23 protein-coding genes are annotated in these 26,490 nt (G+C 59.0%); 18 read left to right on the top strand and 5 right to left on the bottom strand.

Going from position 1 to position 26,490, the window contains the following annotated elements; all coding sequences use genetic code 11:
- The first annotated feature begins 6 nt into the window (after window positions 1–6).
- The 5 genes from ACI0FG_RS03475 (at window position 7) to ACI0FG_RS03455 (ending at window position 8,373) form a co-directional block, all read left to right on the top strand.
- Window positions 7–2,121 carry an FAD-dependent oxidoreductase gene (locus ACI0FG_RS03475; RefSeq protein ID WP_419787171.1) on the top strand — a complete coding sequence of 705 codons (2,115 nt, stop codon included), beginning with the start codon at window positions 7–9 and terminating at the stop codon, window positions 2,119–2,121.
- A 621-nt stretch (window positions 2,122–2,742) separates the two neighbouring features.
- A complete protein-coding gene (gene fdnG / locus ACI0FG_RS03470) occupies window positions 2,743–5,790 on the top strand; it encodes a formate dehydrogenase-N subunit alpha (RefSeq protein WP_419787170.1) in 3,048 nt (1,015 codons plus the stop codon).
- Window positions 5,790–6,536 carry a 4Fe-4S dicluster domain-containing protein gene (locus ACI0FG_RS03465; protein ID WP_419787169.1) on the top strand — a complete coding sequence of 249 codons (747 nt, stop codon included), beginning with the start codon at window positions 5,790–5,792 and terminating at the stop codon, window positions 6,534–6,536. Before fdnG ends, ACI0FG_RS03465 begins: the two co-directional genes overlap by 1 nt.
- A 24-nt stretch (window positions 6,537–6,560) precedes the next feature.
- Window positions 6,561–6,977, top strand: a complete 417-nt coding sequence (locus ACI0FG_RS03460) for a cytochrome c3 family protein (protein WP_419787168.1) — start codon at window positions 6,561–6,563, stop codon at window positions 6,975–6,977.
- Window positions 6,978–7,569: 592 nt separating this feature from the next.
- Window positions 7,570–8,373, top strand: a complete 804-nt coding sequence (locus tag ACI0FG_RS03455; RefSeq protein ID WP_419787167.1) for a hypothetical protein — start codon at window positions 7,570–7,572, stop codon at window positions 8,371–8,373.
- Window positions 8,374–8,423: 50 nt separating this feature from the next.
- Here ACI0FG_RS03455 and ACI0FG_RS03450 read toward each other — a convergent pair whose 3' ends face one another.
- Window positions 8,424–8,738 carry a sensor histidine kinase gene (locus ACI0FG_RS03450; RefSeq protein WP_419787166.1) on the bottom strand — a complete coding sequence of 105 codons (315 nt, stop codon included), beginning with the start codon at window positions 8,736–8,738 and terminating at the stop codon, window positions 8,424–8,426.
- Between the two features lie 599 nt (window positions 8,739–9,337).
- Between ACI0FG_RS03450 and ACI0FG_RS03445 the strand changes: the two genes are divergently transcribed.
- The 3 genes from ACI0FG_RS03445 to ACI0FG_RS03435 are packed head-to-tail and all read left to right on the top strand — an operon-like array spanning window position 9,338 to window position 12,580.
- Window positions 9,338–10,975 (top strand): BCCT family transporter, encoded by a 1,638-nt coding sequence (locus tag ACI0FG_RS03445; RefSeq protein WP_419787165.1) that lies wholly within the window; start codon window positions 9,338–9,340, stop codon window positions 10,973–10,975.
- Window positions 10,976–10,997: 22 nt separating this feature from the next.
- Window positions 10,998–11,888, top strand: coding sequence for a glycine betaine ABC transporter substrate-binding protein (locus tag ACI0FG_RS03440; RefSeq protein ID WP_419787164.1), 891 nt, complete (start codon window positions 10,998–11,000; stop codon window positions 11,886–11,888).
- 20 nt (window positions 11,889–11,908) lie between these two features.
- A complete protein-coding gene (locus tag ACI0FG_RS03435; protein WP_419787163.1) occupies window positions 11,909–12,580 on the top strand; it encodes a S1 family peptidase in 672 nt (223 codons plus the stop codon).
- Between the two features lie 91 nt (window positions 12,581–12,671).
- Here the strand turns inward: ACI0FG_RS03435 and ychF are convergent, their stop codons facing one another.
- A complete protein-coding gene (ychF, locus tag ACI0FG_RS03430) occupies window positions 12,672–13,769 on the bottom strand; it encodes a redox-regulated ATPase YchF (RefSeq protein ID WP_419787162.1) in 1,098 nt (365 codons plus the stop codon).
- A gap of 360 nt (window positions 13,770–14,129) precedes the next feature.
- On the opposite strand from ychF, the gene ACI0FG_RS03425 reads away from it, so the two are divergent.
- The 10 genes from ACI0FG_RS03425 to ACI0FG_RS03380 all read left to right on the top strand — a co-directional run bounded on the left by ACI0FG_RS03425 (window position 14,130) and on the right by ACI0FG_RS03380 (window position 22,717).
- Complete coding sequence (locus ACI0FG_RS03425) at window positions 14,130–14,663, top strand: GAK system XXXCH domain-containing protein (protein WP_419787161.1); 534 nt, start codon at window positions 14,130–14,132, stop codon at window positions 14,661–14,663.
- Window positions 14,664–14,687: 24 nt separating this feature from the next.
- A complete protein-coding gene (locus ACI0FG_RS03420; RefSeq protein ID WP_419787160.1) occupies window positions 14,688–15,851 on the top strand; it encodes a hypothetical protein in 1,164 nt (387 codons plus the stop codon).
- A 16-nt stretch (window positions 15,852–15,867) separates the two neighbouring features.
- Complete coding sequence (locus ACI0FG_RS03415; RefSeq protein ID WP_419787159.1) at window positions 15,868–16,134, top strand: amphi-Trp domain-containing protein; 267 nt, start codon at window positions 15,868–15,870, stop codon at window positions 16,132–16,134.
- Between the two features lie 2 nt (window positions 16,135–16,136).
- Window positions 16,137–17,792: a phosphate signaling complex PhoU family protein gene (locus ACI0FG_RS03410; RefSeq protein ID WP_419787158.1), complete on the top strand. Its 1,656-nt coding sequence runs from the start codon at window positions 16,137–16,139 to the stop codon at window positions 17,790–17,792.
- A gap of 31 nt (window positions 17,793–17,823) precedes the next feature.
- Complete coding sequence (locus ACI0FG_RS03405; RefSeq protein ID WP_419787157.1) at window positions 17,824–18,696, top strand: GAK system ATP-grasp enzyme; 873 nt, start codon at window positions 17,824–17,826, stop codon at window positions 18,694–18,696.
- Window positions 18,693–19,787 (top strand): HprK-related kinase B, encoded by a 1,095-nt coding sequence (locus ACI0FG_RS03400; RefSeq protein ID WP_419787156.1) that lies wholly within the window; start codon window positions 18,693–18,695, stop codon window positions 19,785–19,787. The genes ACI0FG_RS03405 and ACI0FG_RS03400 overlap by 4 nt, the downstream gene beginning before the upstream one ends.
- 4 nt (window positions 19,788–19,791) lie before the next feature.
- Entirely contained in the window at window positions 19,792–20,973 is a 1,182-nt protein-coding gene (locus tag ACI0FG_RS03395) for a GAK system CofD-like protein (RefSeq protein ID WP_419787155.1), read from the top strand.
- A 19-nt stretch (window positions 20,974–20,992) separates the two neighbouring features.
- Window positions 20,993–21,433, top strand: coding sequence for an amphi-Trp domain-containing protein (locus ACI0FG_RS03390; protein ID WP_419787154.1), 441 nt, complete (start codon window positions 20,993–20,995; stop codon window positions 21,431–21,433).
- Window positions 21,434–21,512: 79 nt separating this feature from the next.
- Entirely contained in the window at window positions 21,513–22,268 is a 756-nt protein-coding gene (locus tag ACI0FG_RS03385) for a ParA family protein (protein WP_419787153.1), read from the top strand.
- On the top strand, window positions 22,265–22,717 hold the full coding sequence (locus ACI0FG_RS03380; RefSeq protein WP_419787152.1) for an amphi-Trp domain-containing protein: 453 nt from the start codon (window positions 22,265–22,267) through the stop codon (window positions 22,715–22,717). Before ACI0FG_RS03385 ends, ACI0FG_RS03380 begins: the two co-directional genes overlap by 4 nt.
- Window positions 22,718–22,859: 142 nt before the next feature.
- Here ACI0FG_RS03380 and ACI0FG_RS03375 read toward each other — a convergent pair whose 3' ends face one another.
- The 3 genes from ACI0FG_RS03375 to ACI0FG_RS03365 are packed head-to-tail and all read right to left on the bottom strand — an operon-like array spanning window position 22,860 to window position 26,472.
- The gene (locus ACI0FG_RS03375) at window positions 22,860–23,648 is read right to left on the bottom strand and encodes a dimethyl sulfoxide reductase anchor subunit family protein (protein WP_419787151.1); all 789 of its coding nucleotides are present in this window, start codon (window positions 23,646–23,648) and stop codon (window positions 22,860–22,862) included.
- 3 nt (window positions 23,649–23,651) lie between these two features.
- Window positions 23,652–24,209 (bottom strand): 4Fe-4S dicluster domain-containing protein, encoded by a 558-nt coding sequence (locus tag ACI0FG_RS03370; RefSeq protein ID WP_419787150.1) that lies wholly within the window; start codon window positions 24,207–24,209, stop codon window positions 23,652–23,654.
- A 13-nt stretch (window positions 24,210–24,222) separates the two neighbouring features.
- Window positions 24,223–26,472: a molybdopterin-dependent oxidoreductase gene (locus tag ACI0FG_RS03365; protein WP_419787149.1), complete on the bottom strand. Its 2,250-nt coding sequence runs from the start codon at window positions 26,470–26,472 to the stop codon at window positions 24,223–24,225.
- Window positions 26,473–26,490: the final 18 nt, after the last annotated feature.

The raw sequence follows: 26,490 nt of genomic DNA, 5'->3' as shown, positions 1-26,490 counted from the left end.
ACAGAAATGGTTACCGCTTCAATTCTAAGTCTGTTTGTCGCCGGATTTTGTGCGGCAGTCATCCTGGCCGTGGCGTCCAGAATCCTGCATGTGGAGGAAGATCCGCGCATCGCCCTGGTGGAGGCCTGCCTTCCGGGCGCCAACTGCGGAGGCTGCGGCTTCCCCGGCTGTTCGGCTGCGGCCAAGGCCATTGCGGAAGGAGATGCCGCGTCCACCATCTGCGTGGCCGGAGGAAACGAGATCGTAAAGCAGATCGCTGCGGCCATGGGCACGGAAGTCGTCTTCAAGGAACCCAAGGTCGCCCACAACATCTGCCTGGGCGGCTCCCGCGCCAACCGCATATTCGAGTATGAGGGAATCCGGGACTGCCGGGCCGAAGCCCTGCTCTACGGCGGAGACAAACTCTGCGGGCTGGGCTGCATCGGTATGGGCACCTGCGTCAAGGTCTGCCCGTTTGACGCCATTCACCTCAACAGCAACCACCTGCCTGTCGTGGACATGAACGCCTGCCGGTCTTGCGGCAAGTGCGCCGAGGCATGCCCCACCGGCGCGATCCGCCTGCGCGGCATGACACAGGACCTGCTCCACCTCAACATAGGCGAGGACTGCCTGGCCCCCTGTATGCAGAAATGCCCGGCCCAGATGGATGTCCGCACATTCATCAGCCAGCTGAAGCGCGGCGACATGCGCGGCGCACTGCTGACCATCAAGAAACGCAACCCGTTCCCCCTGGCGGTCGGGCGACTCTGCCCGGCCCCCTGCGAGACCATCTGCCGCCGCAATATCGTGGGCGACGGCGTGGCCATCCATACCCTGCTCCGGTTCGTGGCCGACTGGGAGATGGACTCCGGCTCTCGGGTCAAGCTGGACTGCAATCCGCCCACAGGCCATCGCGTGGCGATCATCGGCGGCGGTCCGGCCGGTCTGGCCTGCGCCTACTTTCTACGACGCATCGGCCACGAGCCGACGATCTTTGAAAGGCGAGCCCAGGTCGGAGGAATGCTGCGCGGCATTATCCCGGCATATCGACTGCCGGAAAAGGTCGTCGATTGGGAAATCCAGTCCATACTCGACCTCGGCATATCGGTTCGGAGTGGAGTGGAATTCGGAAATGATTTCACACTACAGGATCTCGATCAGGAAGGATTCGAAGCCATATTCATCGCCACCGGCGCATGGAAGGTACACGAGCTGAAGCTGGAAAACAGCGATGCCGAAGGCGTTGTCGAGGCGATCGAATTTCTGGCGAACGCAAACAAATCGAACACCACGCTCAGAGGGAAAAAGGTGGTGGTTATCGGCGACGGCAACTCGGCCATGGATGTGGTGAGCAGCGGTGTCCGCCTCGGCAGCGAGGTCCACGCCCTTATCCCCTGCATCCAGCGCAAGATGGCCGCCAACAAGAATGAGGTTACACGGGCCACGGAAATTGACGGAGACCTGATGTTCCTCACCGCGCCGACCCGCATTCTGGCAGAAAACGGCAAGGTGACGGGCATAGAATATTGCGAGCTGCAATATGCCGATCCGCAAAAGGCGATCGGTACGCCCAAGCCCGTGCCCGGAACGGAGAAGATTCTGGACGCGGACTTGATCGTGGTCGCCACGGACCGGCTCGTGGAGACGGCGCCGCTCCTCGATGCTAACGGTGAACTCCAGTTCGAAATGGACAAGAAGACCGGTGGCATAAAGAGTGATCCCATAACCATGCAGACCAATATTCCCAATGTCTTTGTCGGAGGCGAAGCGCACCGGGGGCGCGATATCATCATCCAGGCCGTTGCGGATGGCCGCCAAGCGGCCCGGGCAATCCACTTCTTCATGACCGAAGGCGGGCTTCCCAAATTCCCGAATCCCCTGTCGCGCATCATTCCCGAGACAATCCTCAAGAATATGCAGGTCACATACTCCATTCCGCGAATCAATGTCCCGGAGATACCTGTGGAGGAACGCAAGTCCACCTTCAGTGAAGAGGTAAAGGGCGGGATCACCTTTGAGGCGGCCCGCAAGGAAGCCAGCCGCTGCCTGCGCTGCGGGCTCACCTGCTACGACTCGGAAGCGGGAGCCGAATATGCGGTTGATGACGACGTGAAAACCTTTGCCGAGATGAGCAGGCAGTAGCGGATCGGAAGAGCGCTCGTCAGCGGCCCCACTCCCGGCATGGCGAGAGCGAGGACAGTAACGGCCGTTTGAAAGTCAACCACCACCTGAACCCAAAACCGGACACTCTCAGCGGAGTGTCCGGTTTTTTTTGGTTCAGGCTTTCGCCTTCCTGGTTCTCTCCGTGAAACGGATTCAACCTCGCTCGAATAAGATACTACAACATCCACACCACTTGAATGTATTTTGCTGTTCTATTATGTCAAAATAGACATAATAGAATAGTGGTGCATAATCATGAGCAAGAAATTGGCTATTGCCAACTGGTTGTTTTCAACATATTCATACCTGCATTTGTACATTATGTACAAAATTAAATCCTGAGGAGTGCACTATTGTGCCTACTAAAGAACTTATAACTACGCAAGAGTCAATTCAACTTCCGTTTGGAAGTCTTGGAATATCTCTTGAAGATTGTGAAGCGTATGCCGAAACACTGCATGTCCAGGTTATCGCCTGTGATGAAGCGACGTTCTGCAATGGCATTGCTCTGCACAATCTTCCCGTAGCCATCTCAGGCTACAGGCGTCTTACAGTTCTCGGCCGCGAGATTCGTGGACGATAACAACAAAGGATTACTGAATGGGAATGAATCGTCGTGAATTCGTCAAGCTGTCTTCCGCAGCAGCCCTGGGCGTGGCCTTTACCGGCCTCGGCGCGGGGTGCAAAAAGACGGCTGTTGCCAAAATGGCTCAGATGAAGCCTGACTGGAGCAAGGAAACCACCTCCATCTGCGCCTACTGCTCTGTAGGTTGCGGACTGGTGGTCACCACCTCCCTGCAGACCAAACGGGCCATCAATGTGGAAGGAGACCCCGACCACCCCATCAATGAAGGTTCTCTGTGTGCCAAGGGCGCAAGCTCCATCCAGATGACCGAAAACGAGCTGCGCGACGGCAAATGCCTGTATCGCGCCCCCTACGCTGCCGAGTGGGAGGAAAAGAGCTGGGACTGGTGCAAAAAACGCATCGCCAGACTCGCCAAGGACTCCCGCGACAAATCCTTCCAGGTCAAGAACGAGAAAGGCCAGCTGGTGAACCGCAACATGGGTGTGGCATCCCTTGGTTCCGCAGCCCTGGACAATGAAGAATGCTACGCGATGCACTCCTTCATGCGGGCGCAGGGCATCGTCTATCTCGAACATCAGGCCCGTATCTGACACAGCGCCACTGTTGCGGCTCTGGGAGAGTCGTTCGGACGCGGTGCGATGACCAACCACTGGAATGATTTACAGAACAGTGATTGTATTTTGATAATGGGCAGCAATGCTGCCGAAAACCACCCCATTTCCTTCAAATGGGCACTGAAGGCGCAGGCCAAGGGCGCCAAGATCATACATGTGGACCCGCGTTACACGCGCACGTCCGCTAGGGCCGACAAGCACTATGCGCTTCGTTCCGGTTCGGATATCGCCGTGCTCGGCGGTATGATCAAATACATCATAGAGAATAAGCGCTACTTCCTCGAGTACATGCGTGACTACACCAACGCGTCTTTCATCGTTGGCAAGGATTACGGTTTCGAGGACGGTCTCTTCTCCGGTTTTGATCCCAAGACGGCCTCCTACGACAAGTCGAAGTGGGCCTTTGAGAATGACGGGAACGGCATTCCCAAGATGGACAAGACCCTGAAGCACCCCCGCTGCGTTTTCCAGATAGTGAAAAAGCATTACGAGCGGTACACGCTTGAGAACGTTTCCAACATGTCGGGTATCTCCAAGGAGGACCTGACGGAGTTCTACAGCCTGTACTCCGCCACCGGCACGGCCAAGAAGGCCGGTACCATCATGTATGCCATGGGCTGGACCCAGCACTCCGTTGGCGTGCAGAACATTCGTGCCATGGCCATGATCCAGCTCATGCTCGGCAACATCGGTGTAGCCGGCGGCGGCGTCAACGCCCTGCGCGGCGAGTGCAACGTCCAGGGCTCCACCGACTACGCCCTGCTCTACCACATCCTCCCCGGCTACATTGCGACCCCTGTTGCGGGACTGGACACCCTTGACCAGTACAACAGGAAGTTCGCGCCGGTCACCAAGGACCCGAAGAGCGCCAACTGGTGGCAAAACTATCCCAAGTACTCCGCCAGCCTGCTCAAAGCCATGTACTCCGACGATGACCCCAAGGATTCCTACAGCTACCTGCCGAAACTTGAGAACCTCAAGGCCAGCGAGTACTCGTGGATTCCACTCATCGACCGCATGTACAATGAGGGATTCACCGGCGCATGGATCTGGGGCATGAACCCCGCCTGCTCCGGCCCGGATTCCGAGAAGACCCGCAAGGCGATCAGCAAGCTGGACTGGATGGTCAACGTCAACGTCTTCGACTGCGAGACCTCCAGTTTCTGGAAAGGCCCGGGCATGGACCCGACCAAGGTGAAGACGGAAACGTTCTTCATCCCCTGCGCAACGGCCATTGAGAAGGAAGGCTCCGTCTCCAACTCCGGCCGCTGGATGCAGTGGCGCTATGCCGGCCCCGAACCCAAGGGCGGTGTGCTCACCGACGGCCACTACTTCCACGAACTGTGGGAGGAAATGGTCAGCCTCTACGAAAAAGAGGGCGGCGCGTACCCCGAGCCGATCACCCGCCTGAGCTTCGAAAACATGTGCGTGAAGAACAGCCATGGCCACATGGAATTCAGCGCGCAGCAGACAGCCAAGCTCATCAACGGCTGGTTCACCAAGGATATCGAGATCAAGGGCAAGCTGTACAAGAAGGGACAGCAGGTCCCGAGCTTCGCCTTCCTGCAGGACGACGGCTCTACCACTTCCGGCAACTGGCTGTACTGCAACTCCGTGAGCGACACGGAAAACAAGGCCGAACGCCACAACGCCGCCCAGACGCCCATGCAGGCCAAGATCGGCCTGTTCCCCAACTGGACCTGGTGCTGGCCCGTCAACCGACGCATCCTCTACAACAGAGCCTCCGTCGATCAGCAGGGCAAGCCGTGGAATCCGGAGAAGGCCGTCATCGAATGGAACGGCAAGAAGTGGGAAGGCGACGTACCCGACGGCGGCTGGGCACCAGGCACCAAGCACCCGTTCATCATGCGGAAGAACGGCTTCGGCCAGCTCTTCGGCCCGGGGCGCGCCGATGGTCCTCTGCCGGAATACTACGAGCCGTTGGAATGCCCGGTGGAAAAGCATCCCTTCTCCAACACCCTGCACACCCCGACGGCCGTCACCATCAACAGCGAGCAGAAAGCCGTCTGCGATCCGCGCTACCCGTTCGTGGGTACCACCTATCGCGTGACCGAGCACTGGCAGACCGGGTCCATGACCCGCTGGTGCAGCTGGCTCGTGGAAGCCGAACCGCAGATGTTTGTTGAAATCAGCCCGCAGCTCGCGGAACTCCGAGGCATCAAGAATGGTGAGAAAGTCACCGTCGAGAGCGTCCGTGGTTCCCTGTGGGCCATCGCCATGGTCACCGAACGCATCCAGCCCTACAAGGTCAACGGCACCGATATCCACATGGTCGGTATGCCCTGGCACTACGGCTGGGCCATGCCCGTGGACGGCGGAGACTCCGCAAACATCGTAACCCCGAACGTCGGCGACCCGAACACCGGTATCCCCGAATACAAGGCGTTCATGGTCAACGTCCGCAAGTGGAAGGAGGGGGATAAATAATGAACGGTAAAAGCTTCTTTGTTGATTTGTCCCTGTGTACCGCGTGTCGCGGATGCCAGATTGCCTGCAAGCAGTGGAAAAACCTGCCTGCCGAAAAGACCCGCAATGTCGGCTCCCACCAGAACCCGCAGGACCTGTCGTTCCACACCATCCGCCTGGTTCGTTTCAACGAGGCGAAGGACGCCAACGGCAAGCTCCAATGGTACTTCTTCCCGGAGCAGTGCCGACACTGCATCGAGCCCCCCTGCAAGTACATCGGCAACATGTACTGCGACCAGGGCATCAAGCAGGACCCGGCCACCGGTGCTGTTGTCATGAACAGCAACACCAAGGGCATCGGCAGCAAAGTCACCAGTGAAGAGCTGTGCCCCTACAACGTCCCCCGCATGGACGAGGAGAGCGGCGAGTGGTTCAAGTGTGACATGTGCATTGACCGTGTGCAGGAAGGCCGTCTTCCCGCCTGCGTTCAGAGCTGTCCCACGGGCACCATGAACTTCGGCGACCGTGAGGACATGCTGGCTCTGGCGGAAAAGCGCCTGGCGGAAGTGCAGAAAAAATACCCCGACGCGTACCTCGCCAATCCCGAGTCCGTCCGGGTCATCTACCTGTGCACTGCCCCGCCGGAGAGCTACAACGGCAACCTGCTCGCCTCCGTGGACGGCGCCAAGCTGGTAAAAACGGCCAAGGGCGGCGTCAACCGCCGCGATCTGCTCACCGGACGCCTCGGCGCCAAGAGCAAGGCATAACCATACATACCAAAAGGAAATATAATGAAAAAATTATTCATCATGTGCCTGCTGTGTGTATGTCTCGCCGCAGCATTGGCCTATGCACAGACTGAACGGGTCGCCTCCATCGAGGCTCCCGACGACGATCTTGAAATCAACGTCATTCAGGGAAACAGCAAGCGTGACCTCGGCGTGGTGTTCAATCACTCCAGCCATGAAGGCGTTGACTGCTTTGTCTGCCACCACAAGAACACGGTGAAAGACGAGCCCGAGTCCTGTGCGAACTGTCATACCGACACCAACCCGAACGCGCAGGGACCCAAGTCCTACTTCCGTGCCATGCATGTGAAGGCCAAGGGGCATGCATCCTGTCTCTCCTGTCACCAGGATGAATTCGAAGGCGACAAGGATATGACCGGCTGCACCAACTCATCCTGCCATCCGGAAGGGATACACTAACGAATACAACCCCGGGGCAGGGGAATTCCCCCTGCCCCGGATTTACCTGCCCAGCTTCCTGTCTGTAAAAACTATCGGGAACAAAAAGGAAATGAGCGTGCCGTTCGTCTGCACGCGAAATATTTTTATTGGTTCGCGGCGTAACGGCCGCGAGCCCTTCAAGCCAACTCGTTGAACACCTCCGTAAGCCGTCGCACCGGACCTGCGACATATGGCGAACGGAGTTTCACCCGGCCCCACGCAGCGTGCTATCTGCGTGGGGCCTCTTTTTTCCATTTTGTTTGGCGTGCATCAATTCCCGCATACAAAATCAGCGACAGGCGTTTATTGGGGGCCCCTTCAATATGGTGCCAGCGGGGAGGTAACCGACCGTCTCTCCGCCACCCCCAGCCTCGGCTTCGCCCTTGGATGCGACGACAACTCCGTCCCCGACCTCACAGCCACCGTCAGGCTCAATTACCAGATATGGTAAAGGCAAGAACCTGCACGGCATAGACATGGTCGAGCGTTTCCGACGAAACGCCCGGTCATTTGGTTTTCCATTCAGGCAACGCTCTTGACCCTGCCCCTGCGAAAGTTGAAGATATCCATCATGGCAAAGTTTCTGTACGGCATACTCCTGCTCCTGGCTCTGGCCGGGTGTGCTCGCAGCCACGTGGTCTCGGATATGGCCGAGGATACGGACTGGATGAGGATGGACGCAGAGGCGCCCCTGCCCGCCGTGGGCTGGGTTCGCGGACAGGCGAAGACCGTTCACATATACATCGAGGGCGACGGCGTGGCCTACTCCACACGGACCAGTCCTTCGCCGGACCCAACCCCCATCACGCCCACGGCCCTGCTGCTGGCCCGCCAGGACAATGCGCCTGCCGTTGCCTATCTGGGCCGTCCCTGCCAATACGTCACCGGGGACGCCTGCACGACAACATGCTGGACCACCGGACGTTTTTCCGAAAATGTGGTTAAAACGGAGAACCAGCTGGTGGACAGGGCAAAGCGGGCCACCGGCGCACAGCAGGTTGTCCTGATCGGTTTTTCCGGCGGAGGAGCCGTGGCCGCCCTGCTTGCCGAGGCACGCGACGACGTGGCCGAACTGATAACGGTCTGCGGCAATCTCGACCATACCGTCTGGACTCGGATGCACAACGTCACGCCGCTTTACGGCTCACTCAATCCGGCCGACAAAGCCGCGCGCCTTGCCTCGCTCAGGCAAATTCACCTGTTGGGAGAAGAAGACACCAATGTGACCCGCCGGGTGACGGATTCCTTTGTAGCAAAGCTGCCCAAGGGTGCGTCGGTCCTGATCCGGACCATCCCGGGCCTGGCGCATGGCGGCGAGGCATGGGCGGAGGTTTGGCCCGGGATTCTCGCTGGTATCGTCCATCTTCCCGAATAGCCTTTGAATGCTTCTTGTTTGAACAAAGACAAGGGGCGGAACACCTTAATTCAGCCCCCCGTAAGCCCGGTCCATATCTCCAATTTTGCCCCAATGACCTTGGCCCTGTGATGCATGATGCTGATGCCGAGGCCACCCTCTTCCGTATTTGTGTGGTGTCGGCCAACGCCGTCATCGCGCACTGTCAGCGTAACGATGTCCCAGCCTCCGCAGCAATCCAGGACAACGTCTATATGCTGGGCAGTTGCATATTTGGCCGCGCTGGTCAGCGCTTCCAGTGCAATACGGTACAGCGGCGTGATGTTTTCATTGCTGCACGATTCGCATTCGCAATGGCGGCTAAAGGAGACCTTAAATGCAAGCAAGACGGACAAGCGAATACGACGAGGAGGCAAGAGGAGCTTCAAAAATGATATCCCGGAAACAATGGTACAAACGAATCAACGGCCCGAGGGCATCGAAAGCCGAAACCATACAAGCGTCATGAAGTCATGACAACAGCAAACGCCAATCCGACGATTTGTAGGCACTTTGGCGGACAACGATGCGGAACGGACGATTCCATTTCCTTCCGCCCTCCTCTCTTACGCGGAAGCTGATCCGATACGGGCAACGTATTCCAATCCATTATCCGTATTCTACGGGCGCCTTGACCTGCTCAGTTGGATAACGTAATTATTATTGCTCAGTTACCACTTGGTACTTGTACATAGCGGTCATCTTTTATTCGGATCGCGGCCCTGAAAAAGCGGGCCGTATACTGACCGCCGAAAATCAGAATCACAGGCTGCATATACTTGGAGAGACGCCGAAGAGCCATGGCTCAAGGCTGAAACATCCTCTCCACCCTCAAGAATCGAAACCTCTCCAGGCAACGACGTACTTTGTCGTTATCCGTCAGCCTGTTACCGGAGCCGTATAGGTCCCGGCACATTCCCGCCAACATGGCAGACAAGGATACTCTATGAACAAACAGACCCCGGAAGCCCCAGAAACGGAAAACAGCCAGACCGAGTGGTATCACCTCGACATCCACCCCTGGGTCTTTTTCGGTTCGGCCGGACTCATCATCTTCTTTGTGCTCATCACCGTATTTTTTCAGAACATGCTGGGCAATGTCTTCCAGATTCTCCAATCCTACATGTCCACCTATACGGGCTGGTTCTTCATCGCCACCATGAATATCGTGCTCGTCTTCGTCCTGCTGCTGCTGGCAAGCCGGTTCGGCGACGTTCGCTTGGGCGGCCCGGATGCCGAGCCGGAATTCTCGACAGTGGGCTGGTTCGCCATGCTCTTTTCCGCCGGAATGGGCATTGGCCTGCTCTTCTACAGCGTGGCGGAACCCATGTTCCACTACGTGGCCAACCCGCTCACCAAACCGGGGACCATCGAGGCCGCGCGCAAGGCCATGGACATTACCTTCCTGCACTGGGGCCTCCACCCCTGGGGCGTGTACACCATCGTGGGACTGGCCCTGGCCTTTTTCTCCTACAACAAGGGGATGCCCCTCTCCATCCGTACGGCATTCCACCCTATTTTCGGTGATCGCATCAACGGAGCCATAGGCAACATCATCGACATCATGGCCACCACCGCCACCCTGTTCGGCGTGGCGACCTCCCTGGGGCTGGGTGTGCAGCAAGTCAATGCCGGACTCAACCACCTCTGGGGCATCGAACAGAACGTCACGGTACAGATCATTCTCATCATCGGCATCACGGCCGTTGCCACCTGGAGCGTGGTAAAAGGTCTCGACAGCGGCATCCGCCGACTCAGCGAACTGAACATCACCCTGGCCGGAGCCCTGGCCCTCTTCGTGCTGATTGTCGGCCCCACTCTGTTCATATTCAACGCCGTGCTTGAGAACATCGGCTACTACATCCAGTATCTGCCCCAGCTCTCCACATGGAACGAGACCTATGAACAGACCATGTGGCAGCACGGCTGGACCATTTTCTACTGGGCATGGTGGATCGCCTGGTCGCCCTTTGTCGGCATGTTCATCGCCCGCGTCTCCTATGGCCGCACCATCCGGGAGTTCATCCTGGGCGTCCTGCTGGTGCCGACCCTTATCACCTTCCTGTGGATCACCATCTTCGGCAATACGGCCCTGCATCTGGAGATGTTCGGCCCCGGGGGACTGGCCAAGGCCGTGCAGGAAAACATCCCCATCTCCCTCTTCGTCATGCTGGAGAACTTCCCGCTCAGTAACATCACCTGCTTCCTGGGCGTGATCGTGATCATGACCTTCTTCATCACCTCATCGGACTCCGGCTCCATGGTCATCGACATCATCACCTCCGGCGGAAACCCCAACCCGCCGGTGCTCTCCCGCCTGTTTTGGGCGCTGCTGGAAGGTGTGGTGGCGGCAGCCCTCCTGGCCGGAGGCGGCCTCGTGGCCTTGCAGACGGCAACCGTCATCACGGGACTGCCGTTCGCCGTCATCCTGCTCGGCATGTGCATCGCCCTGTATAAGGGGCTCAAGGACTACATCGGACCCCAGGAATTCACCATGGAGCTGGACAAGAAACCGTCCCGTTTCCGTGTCCGGCGCACACCTTTGCCCAAGGGGAAAACATTCGGACACCGCCGTTTGTGGTAACTCAACGCACGAGGGAAAAACCATGCGCACCCTGATCATCTCGCTTCTGCTCACTCTGATGGCTACGTGCCCGGCCTTTGCCGGTGGCACCATCACCATCGCCCATGCGGACTGGTCTTCCTCCATCGCCTCGGCAACGCTGCTCCAGGCCGTGCTACAGGCAAAAACGGGCCGCACCGTAAATCTGGTACAAACCGATGCCGAAGGCATGTGGCGGATGGTGGCCGAGGGCAAGGCCGACACCATGCTCTCCGCCTGGCTGCCGGACACGCACGACACCTACTTTGCAAAGTATCACAACGAACTAAAGGACCTCGGCCCCAACCTGGAAGGCACCCGTATCGGCATTGTCGTCCCCAATATGACAGAAGGCCGGTACACTGCAGGCACCGGGCTGCGCAACCGGCCCTACCTGACCACACGGTCCATTCCCGAACTGGCCGACAATGCGGCCAAATACAAACACCGCATCGTGGGCATCGAACCCGGCGCAGGCATCATGCTCAAGACCCAACAGGCCATTAAGGCCTATGGACTGGACAAGACATTTCGCCTGGTGCCGGGCGATGAGCAAACCATGGTCGATGAATTGGCCGATGCCCTTGGCCATCAGCGCTGGGTGGCGGTCACCGGCTGGATGCCGCACTGGTGCTTCGCCCAGTGGGATCTCAAATTCCTGGACGACCCCAAGAAAATTTTCGGCCAAACAGGCCATATCAACACCATGGTACGCAAAGGACTCGAAAAGGATGATCCCGAAGCCTATGCCGTACTGGACAAGTTCCACTGGTCACTCGACGAGATAAACCTGCTCATGCTCTGGATGCAGACCGACGGCGGCCGTTTCCCCTACGAAAAGGCCCTGCGCTGGATGCGCACCCACCCGAAACGGGTCCAATCCTGGCTGCCATAACACTCCGCTGGAGAACGACAATGCTTACCGATGTCAACATACGCTATAAAAATGCCTGCATGGGCCTCTACAAGATGGACGCCAACGAACAGTTGGTTTTCCTCGGCACCGCCTTTCTGGTCCACCCGGAAGGCTACCTGCTCACCGTTGCCCAGGCCGTCATCTCGCATGAGAACCTCATGGTGGTTCCGGTTCCGACCACCGAGGAGTTCATGCCCGTCAGCCACGCCTCCTTCCGGGCCATTCCGGTCCGCGTGGCCCAAATCAATCCCGAACGGGACATCGCCCTGCTGGCCATAGACGAGGCCGTGGAAATCAACATGCCCGACCACGTCATCGGGACCCCGGAAACCACAGAACGAGGGACAGCCCTCGCCTGTCTCGGCTTCGCCTTCGGCTTTCAGTGCATCTACAGGCAGGTCCTGCAACAGGCCGTGGTCAGCGCCAAGATTCTGTCCGCCAACGACACCCGCCTGTTCCTGTTCGACAACCGGGTCCCGGCCGGAAGCAGAGGCGCGCCACTCATCAATGTCGAGGACCTGCGCGTCGTCGGCGTGACCAGCGGCCGGTTCGACAGCCTGGAAGCTTCTCCCGCAGACAGCGAGCAGGGAATGCCCACGGGATTTTCCTACGCCGTCTCCATTGAGTACGGTGCGGAGCTCATGGAAAAGGAAGGGCTGGAAGTCAGCTAGCCCGACCAATTCGGACAAGAAAAGGGCTTGCGGCGAATCATGCCGCAAGCCCTTTTCTTTTGGACAAATATGAACGTCCGGGAGGATTCGCCTAGACGTTGAACAGGAAATGCACCACGTCGCCGTCCTTCATGACGTAGTCCTTTCCTTCCACACGCAAAACACCTTCGCTCCGACATTTGGATTCGGAACCGTACTTCACGTAATTCTCGTAGCTGATGATTTCCGCGCGAATGAAACCCCGCTCGAAATCGGTGTGGATGACACCGGCGGCTTGGGGTGCCTTGTCACCGTCATGGATGGTCCAGGCGCGAACTTCCTTCTCGCCAGCCGTAAAATAGCTGATCAGTCCGAGGGAGTGGAATCCGGTGCGGACGATCTTGTCGAGGCCGGATTCCTCGATGCCGTAGGACTCCAGGAATTCCTGATATTCCTCATCTTCCAGACCGACCAGTTCCTCTTCCATCTTGGCGGATATCTTGACGAACTCGGCGCCGCGCTCTTCGGCCAGCGCCATGACGGACTTCACGTAGTCGTTGTCCTCGGAAACACCCGCCTCATCAACATTGGCGCAGTAGATGACGTTCTTGGACGTTATCAGCCGGAGTTCCTCCAGCAGTTCCTCCAGTGCCTTGCCGCCATCCGCAAAGGTGCTGGCGGGCTGCCCCTGATCCATATGGGCCAGCAGCTTCTTGGCTCCCTCGATCTTCGGAGCCAGCGACTTGTCGCCCTTCACCTGCTTCTCCATGCGTGCAACCCGGTTTTCCAGGACCTGAACGTCCGACAGGATCAGCTCGGTCTCGATGACTTCGATATCGCGCAGGGGATCAACGGAGTTGGACACATGGATGACATCATCGTCGTCAAAGCAGCGGACCACGTGGAGCACGGCCTGGGTCTCGCGGATGTTGCCGAGAAATTTGTTGCCGAGTCCCTCCCCCTTGCTCGCTCCGGCCACCAGCCCGGCAATGTCCACGAAATCCACGGTGGAACTCTGGACCCGCTGCGGATGAACCAGATCCGCCAGAACCTGCAACCGGCTGTCCGGGACCGGCACAACGGCCTTGTTCGGCTCGATGGTGCAAAAGGCATAGTTGGCGCTCTCGGCATTCTGTGCCTTGGTGAGCGCATTGAACAAAGTGGATTTGCCTACATTGGGCAGGCCGACGATACCGATGCTGAGCGACATGGGAACTCCTCAAAAAAGAATTGCCGAAAACAAACTCCCGGCACCGGCGAACCAGTACATTCCTTCCTTTAAGGATGCAAGTTTTTCGGTTCGCATGGGCACCGGCATCCAAGTCGACAAGACAGCCACCCCCCAAATACAGACACAGAGGAGCGGAAATATCACCACGCCCCCCCCCGCGCAAAAGACCTCTCATTGTTTCTCCCTCATTCAACTATTGCAACGGAATGGGTGAACCAGGACTTCCCTTTCGGCCCCGCAATATATCAATGTTACGAATTGTTACGATTTTCTGGTTGTCATTGATTTGTAACATTGAAACATGACAGTCATGTAAGCAAAGACCCTATGGAGGTTCCTGTGGGAAACAACATCAAGATACAGAAATATCTCGACAACAAGGGATTGGCCGACTTCCTGCGGGAATTGGCCGACGCCGTGGAAAACGGCGGCAAGGGAGAACTCGCCTGCTTGGAGGGATTTCGGGAAATCAAAGTCGGCATCAAGGATGAATACGGCCAGCTGAAACTCAAGGCCAAGATCAAACCGGCGGGCGTCTGCGAGGAACCGGAGACCGAAGCCGGGGAGAACGGCGAAGCAACCGGAAAGCCCAAATACAAGTCGCTCAAGAAACGGATGAAGACGAGTTTCCGGGTTCTGGTGAAGATGGTCCACGATGGCCAGATGCCGCCCAAGGACGCGGTGGAGGACTTTCTGGCCGACTCGGCACTGATGGTCACCTATCCCGGCTACGGAGACGAGTTCTACCAGAGCTATACCGATGCCTGCATGGCCTTCAAGGCGGCGTACGAGGCTGGCGATCTGGCGAAAATGCACGATACAGTGGATGTGCTCGTACATGAAAAAAGCCGTTGCCACGCCAAATATGACTGAAATGCACGCCCCCGGATTCAACCTATGAAATTGATAAAGAATACCGACCAGCAGACGTGCCGCAGCTTTCCCGCCGTGGCTGCCGAGGAAATAACCGACGATGATCGCGCCCGGTTCTTCTCCGTGGTGTCCACGGATCTGGCCCCCTGGCAGATGGAGCAGGTGGTGACGCCCGGCACGGTCCACGTCCGGCAGGAGACCCTGCTGGCGACCCACTGGCACCCGGAGTTCGTGCCCATGGACCTCATCCGGCAGCGGGTGGACGCCATGTTCCCCAACCGCACCGAGGAACTGCTCATACCCACTCAGCACAACGAGCTGCTGGAATGGGACGGCCACTCCGGCGTGGAGGTGGACTGCTTCTCCTCCGGGTTCAACCGCAAGGTACAGTTGCTGCTCCACTTTACCAGCGACAAGGTAAAGGAGGCCGGGGTGCTCAAGTCCATGCTGGCCCATACCTTCAAGTACCGCTCGGGCCAGCTCTTCGAGTTCATGCACACCATCACCGGGCCCGACGAAGACCGCATCGGCAAGGCGGCCAGAGCCGTGGGCGCTGATGAGGACCTCATCGAATTTGTCCGCATTAACGTGGCCAAGATCGAACAGCTGCTGGATGCGAACTGGTCCGACGTGCCCCGCATGTCGGTAAAGAACAAGCTGCTGCGCAACTGGTTTGATACCATGCGCGAGGAACTGGGGGCCACTGCCACGGACCGGGTGCAGGCCTATCTCAAGGCCGTCAAAGCCCTGGTCAAACAGGACTTCGACCTTTCCTTCTTCTATCGAGCCAGTGAGATCATCGAGGAGGTTCGGGGACTGGGCGGCTGCATCGTCATCCCCCACCCGGAGCAGTTCTGGCCCATCCTGCTGCGCAACTACGACGTGGACGGCATCGAAGTCTGGAACCCGCAGTCGCAGGAGTACACGGAATTCCTCATCTCGGTGGTCAACGAACGCAACCAGCAGGGACGTCCGCCGGGCCGGCGCGATGTGCTCATCTTCATGGGCGACGACTGCCACATGGGCGAAAAGACCAAGCCCCTGGACCAGCAGGACATGGAAAAGGCCGCGCGGGAGATCGGTTACCAGCCCGCATGGGATGATTTGTCCATCCGCAAGAAATTGATCGTCAACAACATCAGCCGCCGCTCCGTCATCAAGGAGTACAAGGCGCGCCTGGCCGGATAATTTCGGGGAGAACACCATGGCTGAAGAAAGATTCGTTTTCGATTCGCTCCAGGACAGGGAAACCATCAGGGACTTCCTGATCTCCCTCACCGAAGGATTCGACAAGGGCAACATCTCCCTTTCCACGAATGGGGAGGCCATTGAACTGACCCCCTGCGGGCTGCTCAACTTCACGGTCAAGGCCAAGAAAAAGGGTGCGACCAACAAACTGTCCATCAAGGTGGAGTGGAAGGAAACCCTGAAGGACAAAAAACTCAGCGACACCCCGCTCGTTGTCTCCTAGCCATGATCACATTCGAAGGACTGGACGAGAATTTCAACTTCATCGTCCTCGAAGTGGAGAACCAGGCCAAGGCCACCCGGAAATTTCTGGATGAGCCGTCGCGCAACATGCACACGAAGATCACCAACAGGGACGACTACATCGACAACCTGAAGACGATCATCGAAAACAAGTGCTACTCGCGCATCCATGCCGACCACTCCCTGGACCGCAACCAGGTCAACAAGATCCGGGCCATGCAGGTCATGTGCGTCAACCTGGAGAAGATTGCGGACTACTTCGTCAACATCATCAAGCAGATGCGCTACCTCGACGACCAGTCGTTCATCAAGAAATACGACTATGAAGAGGTCTTCGATATCATCATGGACCGCTTCTCGGCCGTGCTCTCCGCCTACCGGAACGAAGACATGTCCAAGGCGCTGTACATCTGCAAAGCAGAGCCCATGCTGGACGACCTGTACAAGGTCTGCTTCGACCGGGTAATGAACGAGATGGGGCTAGGCCGCGACGCCCAGCGCCTCGTCACCGTGCTCTTCATCTTCCGCTACTTCGAGCGGGTGGGCGACGCCCTGCTCAACATCGGCGAGGCGATCATCTTTTCCATCCTCGGCGAGCGGATCAAGATCGAACAGTTCGAAGCCCTGCAACGCACCCTGTCCAAATCCGGATTCGGCGACTCGTTCGCGGACATCGACTTCCGGGCCATCTGGGGCACCCGCTCCGGCTGCCGCATCGGCAAGGTGGAGCCGCGCGACGACGACATGGTCACCAAGGAGGAGCACCGCCAGGGTTCCATCTACAAGGAAGGGAGCCTGGAGAAAATCCGCAAGGAGCGGGAATCCATCCTGCGCTGGAAAAAGACCTTTCCCAAGCTGGTGGCCGATATCTACGGCTTTCACGAGGAGGCGGACAAGGGAGCCATGCTCGTGGAGTTCCTCAACGGCTGCACCCTAGACGAGGTCGTCCTCTCCGGCGAGGACGAGTTTGTCTGCAACGCCCTGTTCATCTTCGAATCCACGGTGCTGGAGGCCTGGACCACCACCATGGAGCGGCAGCCGCTCAGGACCAACTACATCCGCCAGATCCAGAAGCGGCTGAACGGCGTGCTTCAGACCCATCCGGAATTCTGGCGCACCCCCCAGGCCATGGGCCGGGCGGAGGTCCGCTCCACCGAGTCCCTGCTCAGGGACTGCAAGGAGATCGAGGAAGAGCTGGAAGCCCCGTTTTCGGTCTACATCCACGGCGATTTCAACATCAACAACGTGGTCTACGATCATGCGGAGCAGCAGATTCACTACATTGATCTATATCGTTCCCGCGACTTCGACTATGTACAGGATGTCTCGGTATTCCTGGTCTCCAACTTCCGTATGCCCATCTTCGCCACGGAGCACAGAGAGCGGATCAACAAGGTTATCGGCCAGTTCTACGGATTTGCCAAAGGGTTTGCCGAAAAGCACGACGACCCGACCTTCGAGGCGCGTATGGCATTCGCCCTGGCCCGCTCCTTCTACACCTCCACCCGGTTCGAGCTGAACTTCCAGTTCGCCAAGGAGATGTACAACCGGTCCATGTTCCTGCTGGAAAAAATCCGCCACTTCCGCGGCGGCGACTGGAAACAGTTCGCCCTGCCCGAAGATATCCTCTATTATTAAGCCAAGTAAGCCAATGCCAAGGAGCGCTCTCGTGAAAATCGGAGTCATTGGAACCGAAGGAGGCTGGTCCTCCGAAAAGCTGGCCGACACCGTGGCCGAAAAGACCGGCGGGGAACGTTTCCTCATCGGCATGAACGAAGTGCGTCTGGACCTGCCGTCGGGCAACGCCTATTTCGACGGGCACAACCTCACGGACTTCGACGCCCTCATCATCAAGAAAATCGGCTCGCGCTATTCCCCGGACCTGCTGGATCGGCTGGAAGTGCTGCGCTACCTCGCCGAGCGCGGCCTCAAGATTTTCAGCTCGCCCTACTCCATTCTCCGCGCCCTGGACCGCTTGTCATGCACGGTCTCGCTCCAGCTGGGCGGCATTCCCATGCCCCCCACCACCATCACCGAGTCCGTGGACCAGGCCATGGTGGCGCTGAAGGAATATGGCGAGGCGGTATTCAAGCCGCTCTACACCTCCAAGGCGCGCGGCATGTTCATTCTCACGGACGGCCCGGCCGCCCGGAAAGCCGTTGAGGAATATCATTCGGAACACCCGATGATGTACATTCAGAAGACCATTGATTTGGGCGATCTGGACCTCGGCATCGCCTTTCTCGGCGGCGAATATCTGACCACCTACGCCCGCTGCAAGACCAACGATGCGTGGAACACCACCACGGCTTCCGGCGGCAAGTACCGACCCTACGAGCCTGCCCCGGAGATCATCGAACTGGCGCGCAAGGCGCAGGCCCCGTTCAACCTCGACTTCACCTGCGTGGACGTGGCCATCACCGACGACGGGCCCTACGTCTTCGAGGTCTCGGTCTTCGGCGGGTTCCGGGGGATTCAGGAAACCAGCGGCATCGACGCGGCCGCCCTGTATGTGGACTACGTCATGGAGAAGCTCAAATGAAGTTGACCGGAACGACCAACGCGGCCCTGGCCGCCGAGATCAAAAACGCCATCCCGGCCGAAGAGGAACTGCTCCTCGACTTCGGCGGCTGCATCCTGCGCGTACTGAGCAGTACCCGCGCCCTGCACGACGATCTGGCCGAATACTTCAAGGAATTCACCACCACGTCCGACACGCCGGAAATAACAATTTCCGCCCATGAGGCCCCCGTACCCGAGTTCGCCCTCAACTTCTCGGTCAAGCAGCCTGATCCGGGCAAGACCAAGATTAAAGAGGAATGGGTGGACCTCGACGACGGACGCGTGGTGCGCAAGCGGCTGACCGGCATGTACTTTCTCTTCGGCAACGGCGAGAACGTGGCCGTGGGTCACTGTCTGGAGAACTCCAATCAGGTCATCAATTTCATCAATAACCGATTCATCGAGTGGAAGCTCAACCAGGGCGGACTGCTCGGCCATGCGGCGGGCGTCATCCATGCGGGGCGGGGTATCTCGCTCGCCGGGTTCTCCGGGGCGGGCAAATCCACCCTGGCCCTGCACCTGATGAGCCGGGGCACGGATTTTCTGTCCAACGACCGGGTCATGGTCGAGGCGGACGGCGACGGCGTGGTTATGTACGGCGTGGCCAAACAGCCGCGCATCAATCCCGGTACGGCGCTGCACAACCCGGACCTGTCCGGCATCGTCGAGCCGGAGCTGCGCGAAAAATTCCTGGCCATGCCACCTGCGGAGCTGTGGCAACTGGAACACAAATACGACGCCCTCATCGACGAATGCTACGGTCCCGGCAAATTCCACCTGCGCTCGCCCATGAACGCGCTGGTCATCCTCAACTGGAAACGGGACGGCGGCGAGATGAAGGCCGCGCTGGTGGACCCGCGCGAACGGCACGATCTGCTTCCCGCCTTCATGAAGGGAACCGGCCTGTTCTACCGTCCGGACGATCCCGCCAAACAGGACGACCCCGGTGTGGAGGCCTACGCCGACCTGCTCGCCAGAGCTGACCTGCTGGAGATTTCCGGCGGGGTGGACTTCGATCTGGCCGCCGACCTCTGTCTGCGGTATATGGAAACCGGCAAACCGCCGGAGTAAAACCATGCGCCTACACATCTCGCACGAAATAGAAATCCCGGACCCGTTCAAGCTGGAGCTCTACAAACGAGCCCCGGAACTGGGCCCCCGTATCCTGTTCTTCAGCGGCGGCACTGCCCTGCGGAAGGCATCGCGCGAGATCATCCGGTACACCCGAAACTCGATTCACCTCATCACCCCGTTCGACTCCGGCGGCAGTTCGGCCATCCTTCGCCAAGCCTTTGCCATGCCCGCCGTGGGCGATATCCGCAACCGGCTCATGGCCCTGGCCGACCAGTCCGTGCAGGGCAACCCGGAAATATACACCCTCTTCGCCCACCGGCTGCCCAAGGACCTCGGCCCCAAGGAACTGCGCAAAGAGCTGGACACCATGGCGGCTGGCGCACACCCGCTAGTCCGCTCAGTGCCGGACCCCATGCGCAAGATCATCCGCAACCACATCCACCAGTTTGAAGAGGCCATGCCGACCGATTTCGACCTGCGGGGCGCCAGCATAGGCAACCTCGTGCTCACTGCGGGCTATCTGGGAAACCGGCGGCGCATGGACCCGGTCATCTACATTTTTTCCAAGCTGGTCCAGGTCCACGGCATCGTGCGCCCGACCATCAACAAGGACCTCCATCTGGCCGTCCGCCTGGAAAACGGCCGCACCATCGTCGGCCAGCACCGGATGACAGGCAAAGAAACCGCCCCCATCGAATCGCCCATCAAGGACATCTGGATCACCGGCTCCCTGGACAGCGAGGAACCGGTGCGGCCCACCATCCGCAACAAGATCCGCGATCTCATCGCCGGAGCCGGGCTGATCTGCTACCCCATCGGCAGTTTCTTCACCAGCGTGGTCGCCAATTTACTGCCCCAGGGCGTGGGCGAGGCCGTAGCCAAGAATCCCTGCCCCAAGGTCTTTGTGCCCAACACCGGACATGATCCCGAATCCCACAACCTGAGCGTGGCCACGCAGACCCGCATCCTGTGCGAGCAATTGGACAAAAGCGGTGCCGGGGAAGGCGGGACGCTGGATTTCGTTCTGCTGGATTCCAAAAACGGCGAATATCCCGGCGGCATCAATCTCCAGTCCATACGCCGCCAGGGGATCAAGATCATCGACTGTAACCTCGTCACGGAACAAAGCCGTCCCTTCCTGGACGAACGGCCGCTGTGCGAGGTCCTGGCTTCTCTGGCTTGAAAACCGAAAGGAGTGCGACATGGAAAAGCAAAAGATCGGCGTCAAGATGAACGTGTCCTACAAGGAGGCCGTGGCCTACCTGAAAGCGCTTGTGGAGAGCCTCGAATCCGGCAAAATAGTGGTGAAAAACGGCGAGGAGCACGTCACGCTCACGCCGCAGGAACAGGTTGCCATCGAGGTGGAGGCCAAGACCAAGAAGGACAAGCAGAAATTCAGCCTGGAGATCAGCTGGACCGAGCAGGCCGCCGCCGATCTCAAGATCAGCGACAAGGAGCCGGAACCAGTAGCCCTGGCCGCCCCGGAGAAGAAGGCGGAACTGCCGCAAGCGGAGAAAAGGGAAGCGCTGCCCGATGCCTCCCCGCAGCCTGAGCCGCAAAAGGAAGAAAAAAAGGCAAAAGAGGCAAAGAAAGAAAAGAAGACCAACCCTGCCAAGTCCAAGATGAAAAAGGCCAGGAAATAACCTTCGACGGCATGGTACGGCCGGTACATGAAGCAAAAACCTTGAATACGATCATTGCAGACGGATGGCGGGGAGGGACATGCGAATCATAGCGGTACTCAACCAGAAGGGCGGCGTCGGCAAGACATCCACCTCGGTCAATCTCGGGGCCGGACTGGCCCGGCAGAAACAGCGTGTGCTGCTGCTCGACCTCGACCCGCAGGCGCACCTGACATACTCCCTCGGCATCATGGCCCACGAGCTGCCCCGCACCATGGGCGCGGTGCTCATGAGTGAATGTTCCCTCAAGGCGGTCACGACCACTGCAAACGGTCTGGACGTAGTTCCGGCCTCGGTCTCCCTGGCCGGAACCGAGGTCGATCTGGCCGGAGTGGCCAACCGGGAGACCCGGCTCAAGACAGCCCTGAAAGACGTATTCGGATACGACTTCGTCATCATGGACTGCCCGCCCAACCTCGGCCTGCTCACACTGAACGCCATGACTGCGGCCACCGAGCTGCTCGTCCCGGTCCAGCCGGAATTTCTGGCCCTGCAAAGTCTGGGTAAGCTGATGGAAACCGTGGCCGCCATCCGCAAGGGATGGAACCCGGACCTGAAACTGACGGGCGTAGTCCTGACCCGCTACCAACGGCAAAAGCGGCTTAACCGGGAAACGCGAAGCAGCATCCGAAACTATTTCGGCAAGGACCTCCTGGATACCGTCATCCGCGACAACATCTCCCTGGCGGAGGCCCCCAGCTTCGGCCAGGATATCTTCACCTACAAACCGCGCAGCAACGGGGCGGACGATTATCGCAAACTAGCCCTTGAGCTGCTGAAACGAGGTGCTCCATGAGCGCAGACAAGCGACTCGGCGCCAATCCCCTGGAGTGGGTTGTGCGCGATCCCGCCGACGGAGCGGGAAATGCCCCCCTTCCCGACCAACAGGCAGCCGAGGCGGCGACACCCCCCATTTCCCGCGAGAGTCCCGCTCCCACTGCGGAGTCCGCCATTTTTCTATCCGATACCGTCAGCGAGGAGGACCTGATGAGCAACGGCAAAGTCAAGATCAAACAGAACCTGGAAACCACGCAGGCCGCCGCCCATCTGGAAGACCTGGCAAAATCGCTGGCATCGGGCGTGATCCGGGCGCAAAACGGCGAAGAAAGCATCGTGCTTTTTGCTGCGGACACGGTAAAATTCGAGATGAAGCTCTCCCGCAAGAAGGACAAGGCCAAGTGCTCCATTGAGCTGGAATGGACCGATGACGGCAGCAAGGCGGAAGGATTCAGCATCTCAGGATAGCACGGACGCAAACAACCTCACTAAAAAATGAGGGCCGATGCGGCACAACGCCGCATCGGCCCTTTTTTACATTCCCCGGATGGGGGACTGGCAGCGGAAGCGGAAGAAAAGCACCCGCTTCCATCAAGGGAGGTAGGATGGATTAGTAGATGCCGCCTATGTTGACCGCCGTATGGATGGTATCGGCAAAAAACCCGGCGCGTCCGGCCAGTTCACCCAGCAGGGCGAGTACCGGCAGCCAGATGGGCAGGGTCCGGTTCTTCCAGACAACCCCCAGACAAACGGCCAGCACGGCAACGTGGGTCCAGTAGAACCCGGAGCCGAACCAGGACGAACCGGTCATGCGCATGACCGTGCCACCGGACATCCACACACAGGGAACCAACAGATTCAGGACCAGCGCGACCACCAGAGCGGTGGTGAAGATGCGGGTCATGAGCGGCCGTCTGGCCTCGCCCGCAAACCAACTCCCGAACCCGGCGCCGAGGAGGACGGCGGAGGTCAGGAAGAAAGTGAAGGGCAAGGCATTGTTCAGCGCTGGCAGAGCCGGAGGCGCATAGGTCATCCCGGCCGAGACGAGCACGCCGAAGCCGAGGAGCGAGCCTATCCAGGCCAGGGCACTCCGGCCGCCGAACGCGGCCAGGGCCGCCACGACAACCAGGGCCATGAACAGCCCGGCGAACAATACCTCGCGGCTCAACCAGGCCGTGGCCAGATGGTTGATGGCATTGGGCGCGTGCAGCGGATGGCCCAGGTGGAACAGGGAGCCGAGCAGGCCAACGGCCATCAGCCCGGCTATCATCCTCCACTCGGGACGGGCATCGGCAACATCGCCGTTGGCGGCGGTACGCACCGCGCGCATCAGGGTCAGGCCAATGGCGGCCTGGGAGAACACGGTGAAAAGGACCAGGGGAAGTTCAATGGACTGCATGGGCTACCTCCTCACCATCTTCGGCATTTCGGGCAGGATGAACCGGGTGGAGGGATTGACCGTCTCCATCTTGGGGAATCCCGCCGGATACTGGACCTCGTTCTCTGCCTTGTGCTCGGCCAGATCAATCAGTTGAAGGGCCTTGGTCGGGCAGGCCTGCACGCAGGCGGGCTTCAACCCGGCGTCCAGCCGCTCATGGCACATGCTGCACTTCTCGGCCCGCTTCTCCACGGGATTGTACTTTGGTGCGCCGTAGGGGCAGGAACGGATGCAGTTGCCGCAGCCGATACACTTCTCCTGATGATGAACCACCACGCCGTCCTCACGCTTGGTATAGGCGTTGACCGGACAGACGTTCAGGCATTCCGGGTTTTCGCAGTGGTTGCAGGCCAGAGAAAAGAAGGCCCGCTCTCGGTGGGGATAAATGGCCTCGTCCAGGGGATAGACCTGACGCCAGACGATCCCCTCTTCCTGATGGTAGTAGTTCCGGCAGGCCATGGCACAGGTAAAGCAGCCGATGCACCGCTCGGAATCGACCAGAAACGCATATTGTTTTTTCATTGTATTGCTCCCTCTACGCCCGTTCGATGTTCGCGAACTGGTCGTGGATGGCCACGCCCGGCGCTCCGGCCTTGAACGCGCCCATGTCGGCGGATTCGTCGTCCACCAGGTTCTGGACATTGTAGTCGTTGCCCCTGCCGAACCACGCCTCGTACATGAGCAGGCAGTCCTCGGCCACGTTGTTGGTCAGCTTGACCCGGACCTTCTGCTCGCCCACCTTGTTGAAGACACGCACCATGTCCAGATCGGCGATGCCCTTTTTGGCCGCCGCATTCGGATGCATGTAGATGTAGGGTTCCTTGTTGTATTCGTGCATCCAGTCCAGGTTCACGAACTGGGAGTGGAGGCCGAACTTGGTGTGGGGCGTGAGCAGGCGGAACTTGTCGTAGCTCTCGCGTCCGGCCTTGAACTCGGGCAGGGCTTTGTGTCCATGCTCCGCACACAGCGCGGACTTGAACTCGTACTTGCCGGACGGCGTGGCGAACTTGCGGTCGCTCCAGGATGCCGAGGACTTGAGCTTGGCCTTGGCCGGTCCGTTGCGCAGATCGGTCCAGTCCTTGAGATCGAAGAGATCGTAGATGCCCTGGTTGAATTCCTTGGCCATCCACGCCTTGGTGTCGATATCCTGCGGGAAGGTGCAGGAACCGGGAGCAAGCTCATTCATCTTGCGCGAGAGCGCCGCGCCGATCTCGATATTGGACTTCGTCTCGTACAAGGGCTTGATGGCCTGCTCGTTAAGGCTGAGCCAGTAATGCCAGTAGGAAACGTTGACGGTCCACTCCTCGAACAGCGTGGTGACGGGCAAAACGATGTCCGAGTTGGCCACGGTCTCGTTGAAGAACTGGTCCACGGTGACGACCATCTCCAGGGTGTCGAACGCCTTTTCCAGCTTGGGTCGGTCGAAATCCTGGGCAAACGGATTCTTGCAGGAGACCCAGAGCATACGGATGGCCGGGTCCTTGGTGTCCAGAATGGACTGTGCGGTCTTGTTGATATTCACGGTGCGGTCCGAGTAGCTCGCGCCCGATCCGCTGGTGAAGTCGAACTCGCCCTTGGCCGCGGCACCCAGGAATCCCTTGGATCCTTCGGGCTGCTTCTGGATCATGGCGTGGTAGTTGAAACCCCACGTCTGGAGGTGGCCGTAGCGGGCACCGCCGCCCTCCTTGCCCACGTTGCCGGTCATGGCGACCAGGGCGTCGAGGGACCGGACGGACGCGCCGCCATTGGTGTGGCGCTGCATACCGTAGCCGATCCAGATGGTCGCCGGGTCGGCCGAGGCGAACTCTTCGGCCACCTCGCGGATTTCCCGGGCCGGGATACCGCTCTGTTCGGCGGCCCATTCCACGGTCACATTGCTGCGCAGGTAGTCGGCAAACTCGTCAAAGCCGAGGCTGCTGTTCTGCACGAAGTCCTGATCCACCAATCCCTTGTCCAGGATATGACGGGCCATGCCGAGAGCCAGCGCGCCGTCGCTACCTGTCTTCGGCTGCCAGAAAACATCTGCTTTGGCCCCGGTCTGGGTGAACACCGGGTCCACGACCACAATCTTGGCCCCGCGCCGCTTGGCCTCCATGATGTACTTCATGGAGTGGACCGAACACCACGCCGGGTTGGCGCCCCAAACGAGGATGTAACGGGATTTGATCATATCTTCTGGATCGTTGCACCACATGTTGCCCAGGTCGTAGTTCTGGGCATCAATGCCTGCGGGCCAACACGGCGTGCCCACAAAACGGGTGGTGTAGCCGAGGGAAGACATCATCCCTTCCACACCGTAATTTGTGATGCCGAAGTTACCGGAGTATTTGGTCATGCCGAGACCAAGCAAATTGCCGTCCCGCTCCTTGAGCTCCAAAATCTTGCGGGCAATGCGGTCCATGGCCTCATCCCAGGATATCCGCCGCCACTTGCCGGTCCGGCGTCCGTCCTGCACCATGGGGTACTTGATGCGGTCCGGGCTGTAGGGACGGCGCGTGTAGCTGTAACCCTTCACGCACAGCCCGCCGTCCGTGTATGTGGACTCGGGTGCACCCTCGATGAACTGGATGACCCCGTCCTTGACGTAGGTCTTGATGCTGCATGTGTCGTAACAGTTTCTAGGGCAGGCATTGCGGAAGACCTGATAGTCCTCCGGCTTAAACGCAGCTGCGTCCGCTCTTGACGGGACCAATAGTCCGCAAGGCGGGAGCATGGCTGCCGCGCTCGCAACCGAAAGCCCCTGCAGGAAGCGACGCCTGCTCAATACGCCTTTTTTCGTAGCCATATTGTTTTCCTCCTTGTT

The sequence above is a fragment of the Pseudodesulfovibrio sp. 7M6 genome (assembly GCF_050058625.1).
Lineage (GTDB): Bacteria > Desulfobacterota > Desulfovibrionia > Desulfovibrionales > Desulfovibrionaceae > Pseudodesulfovibrio > Pseudodesulfovibrio salinus.
This window is presented reverse-complemented; position numbering and strand designations above follow the sequence as displayed.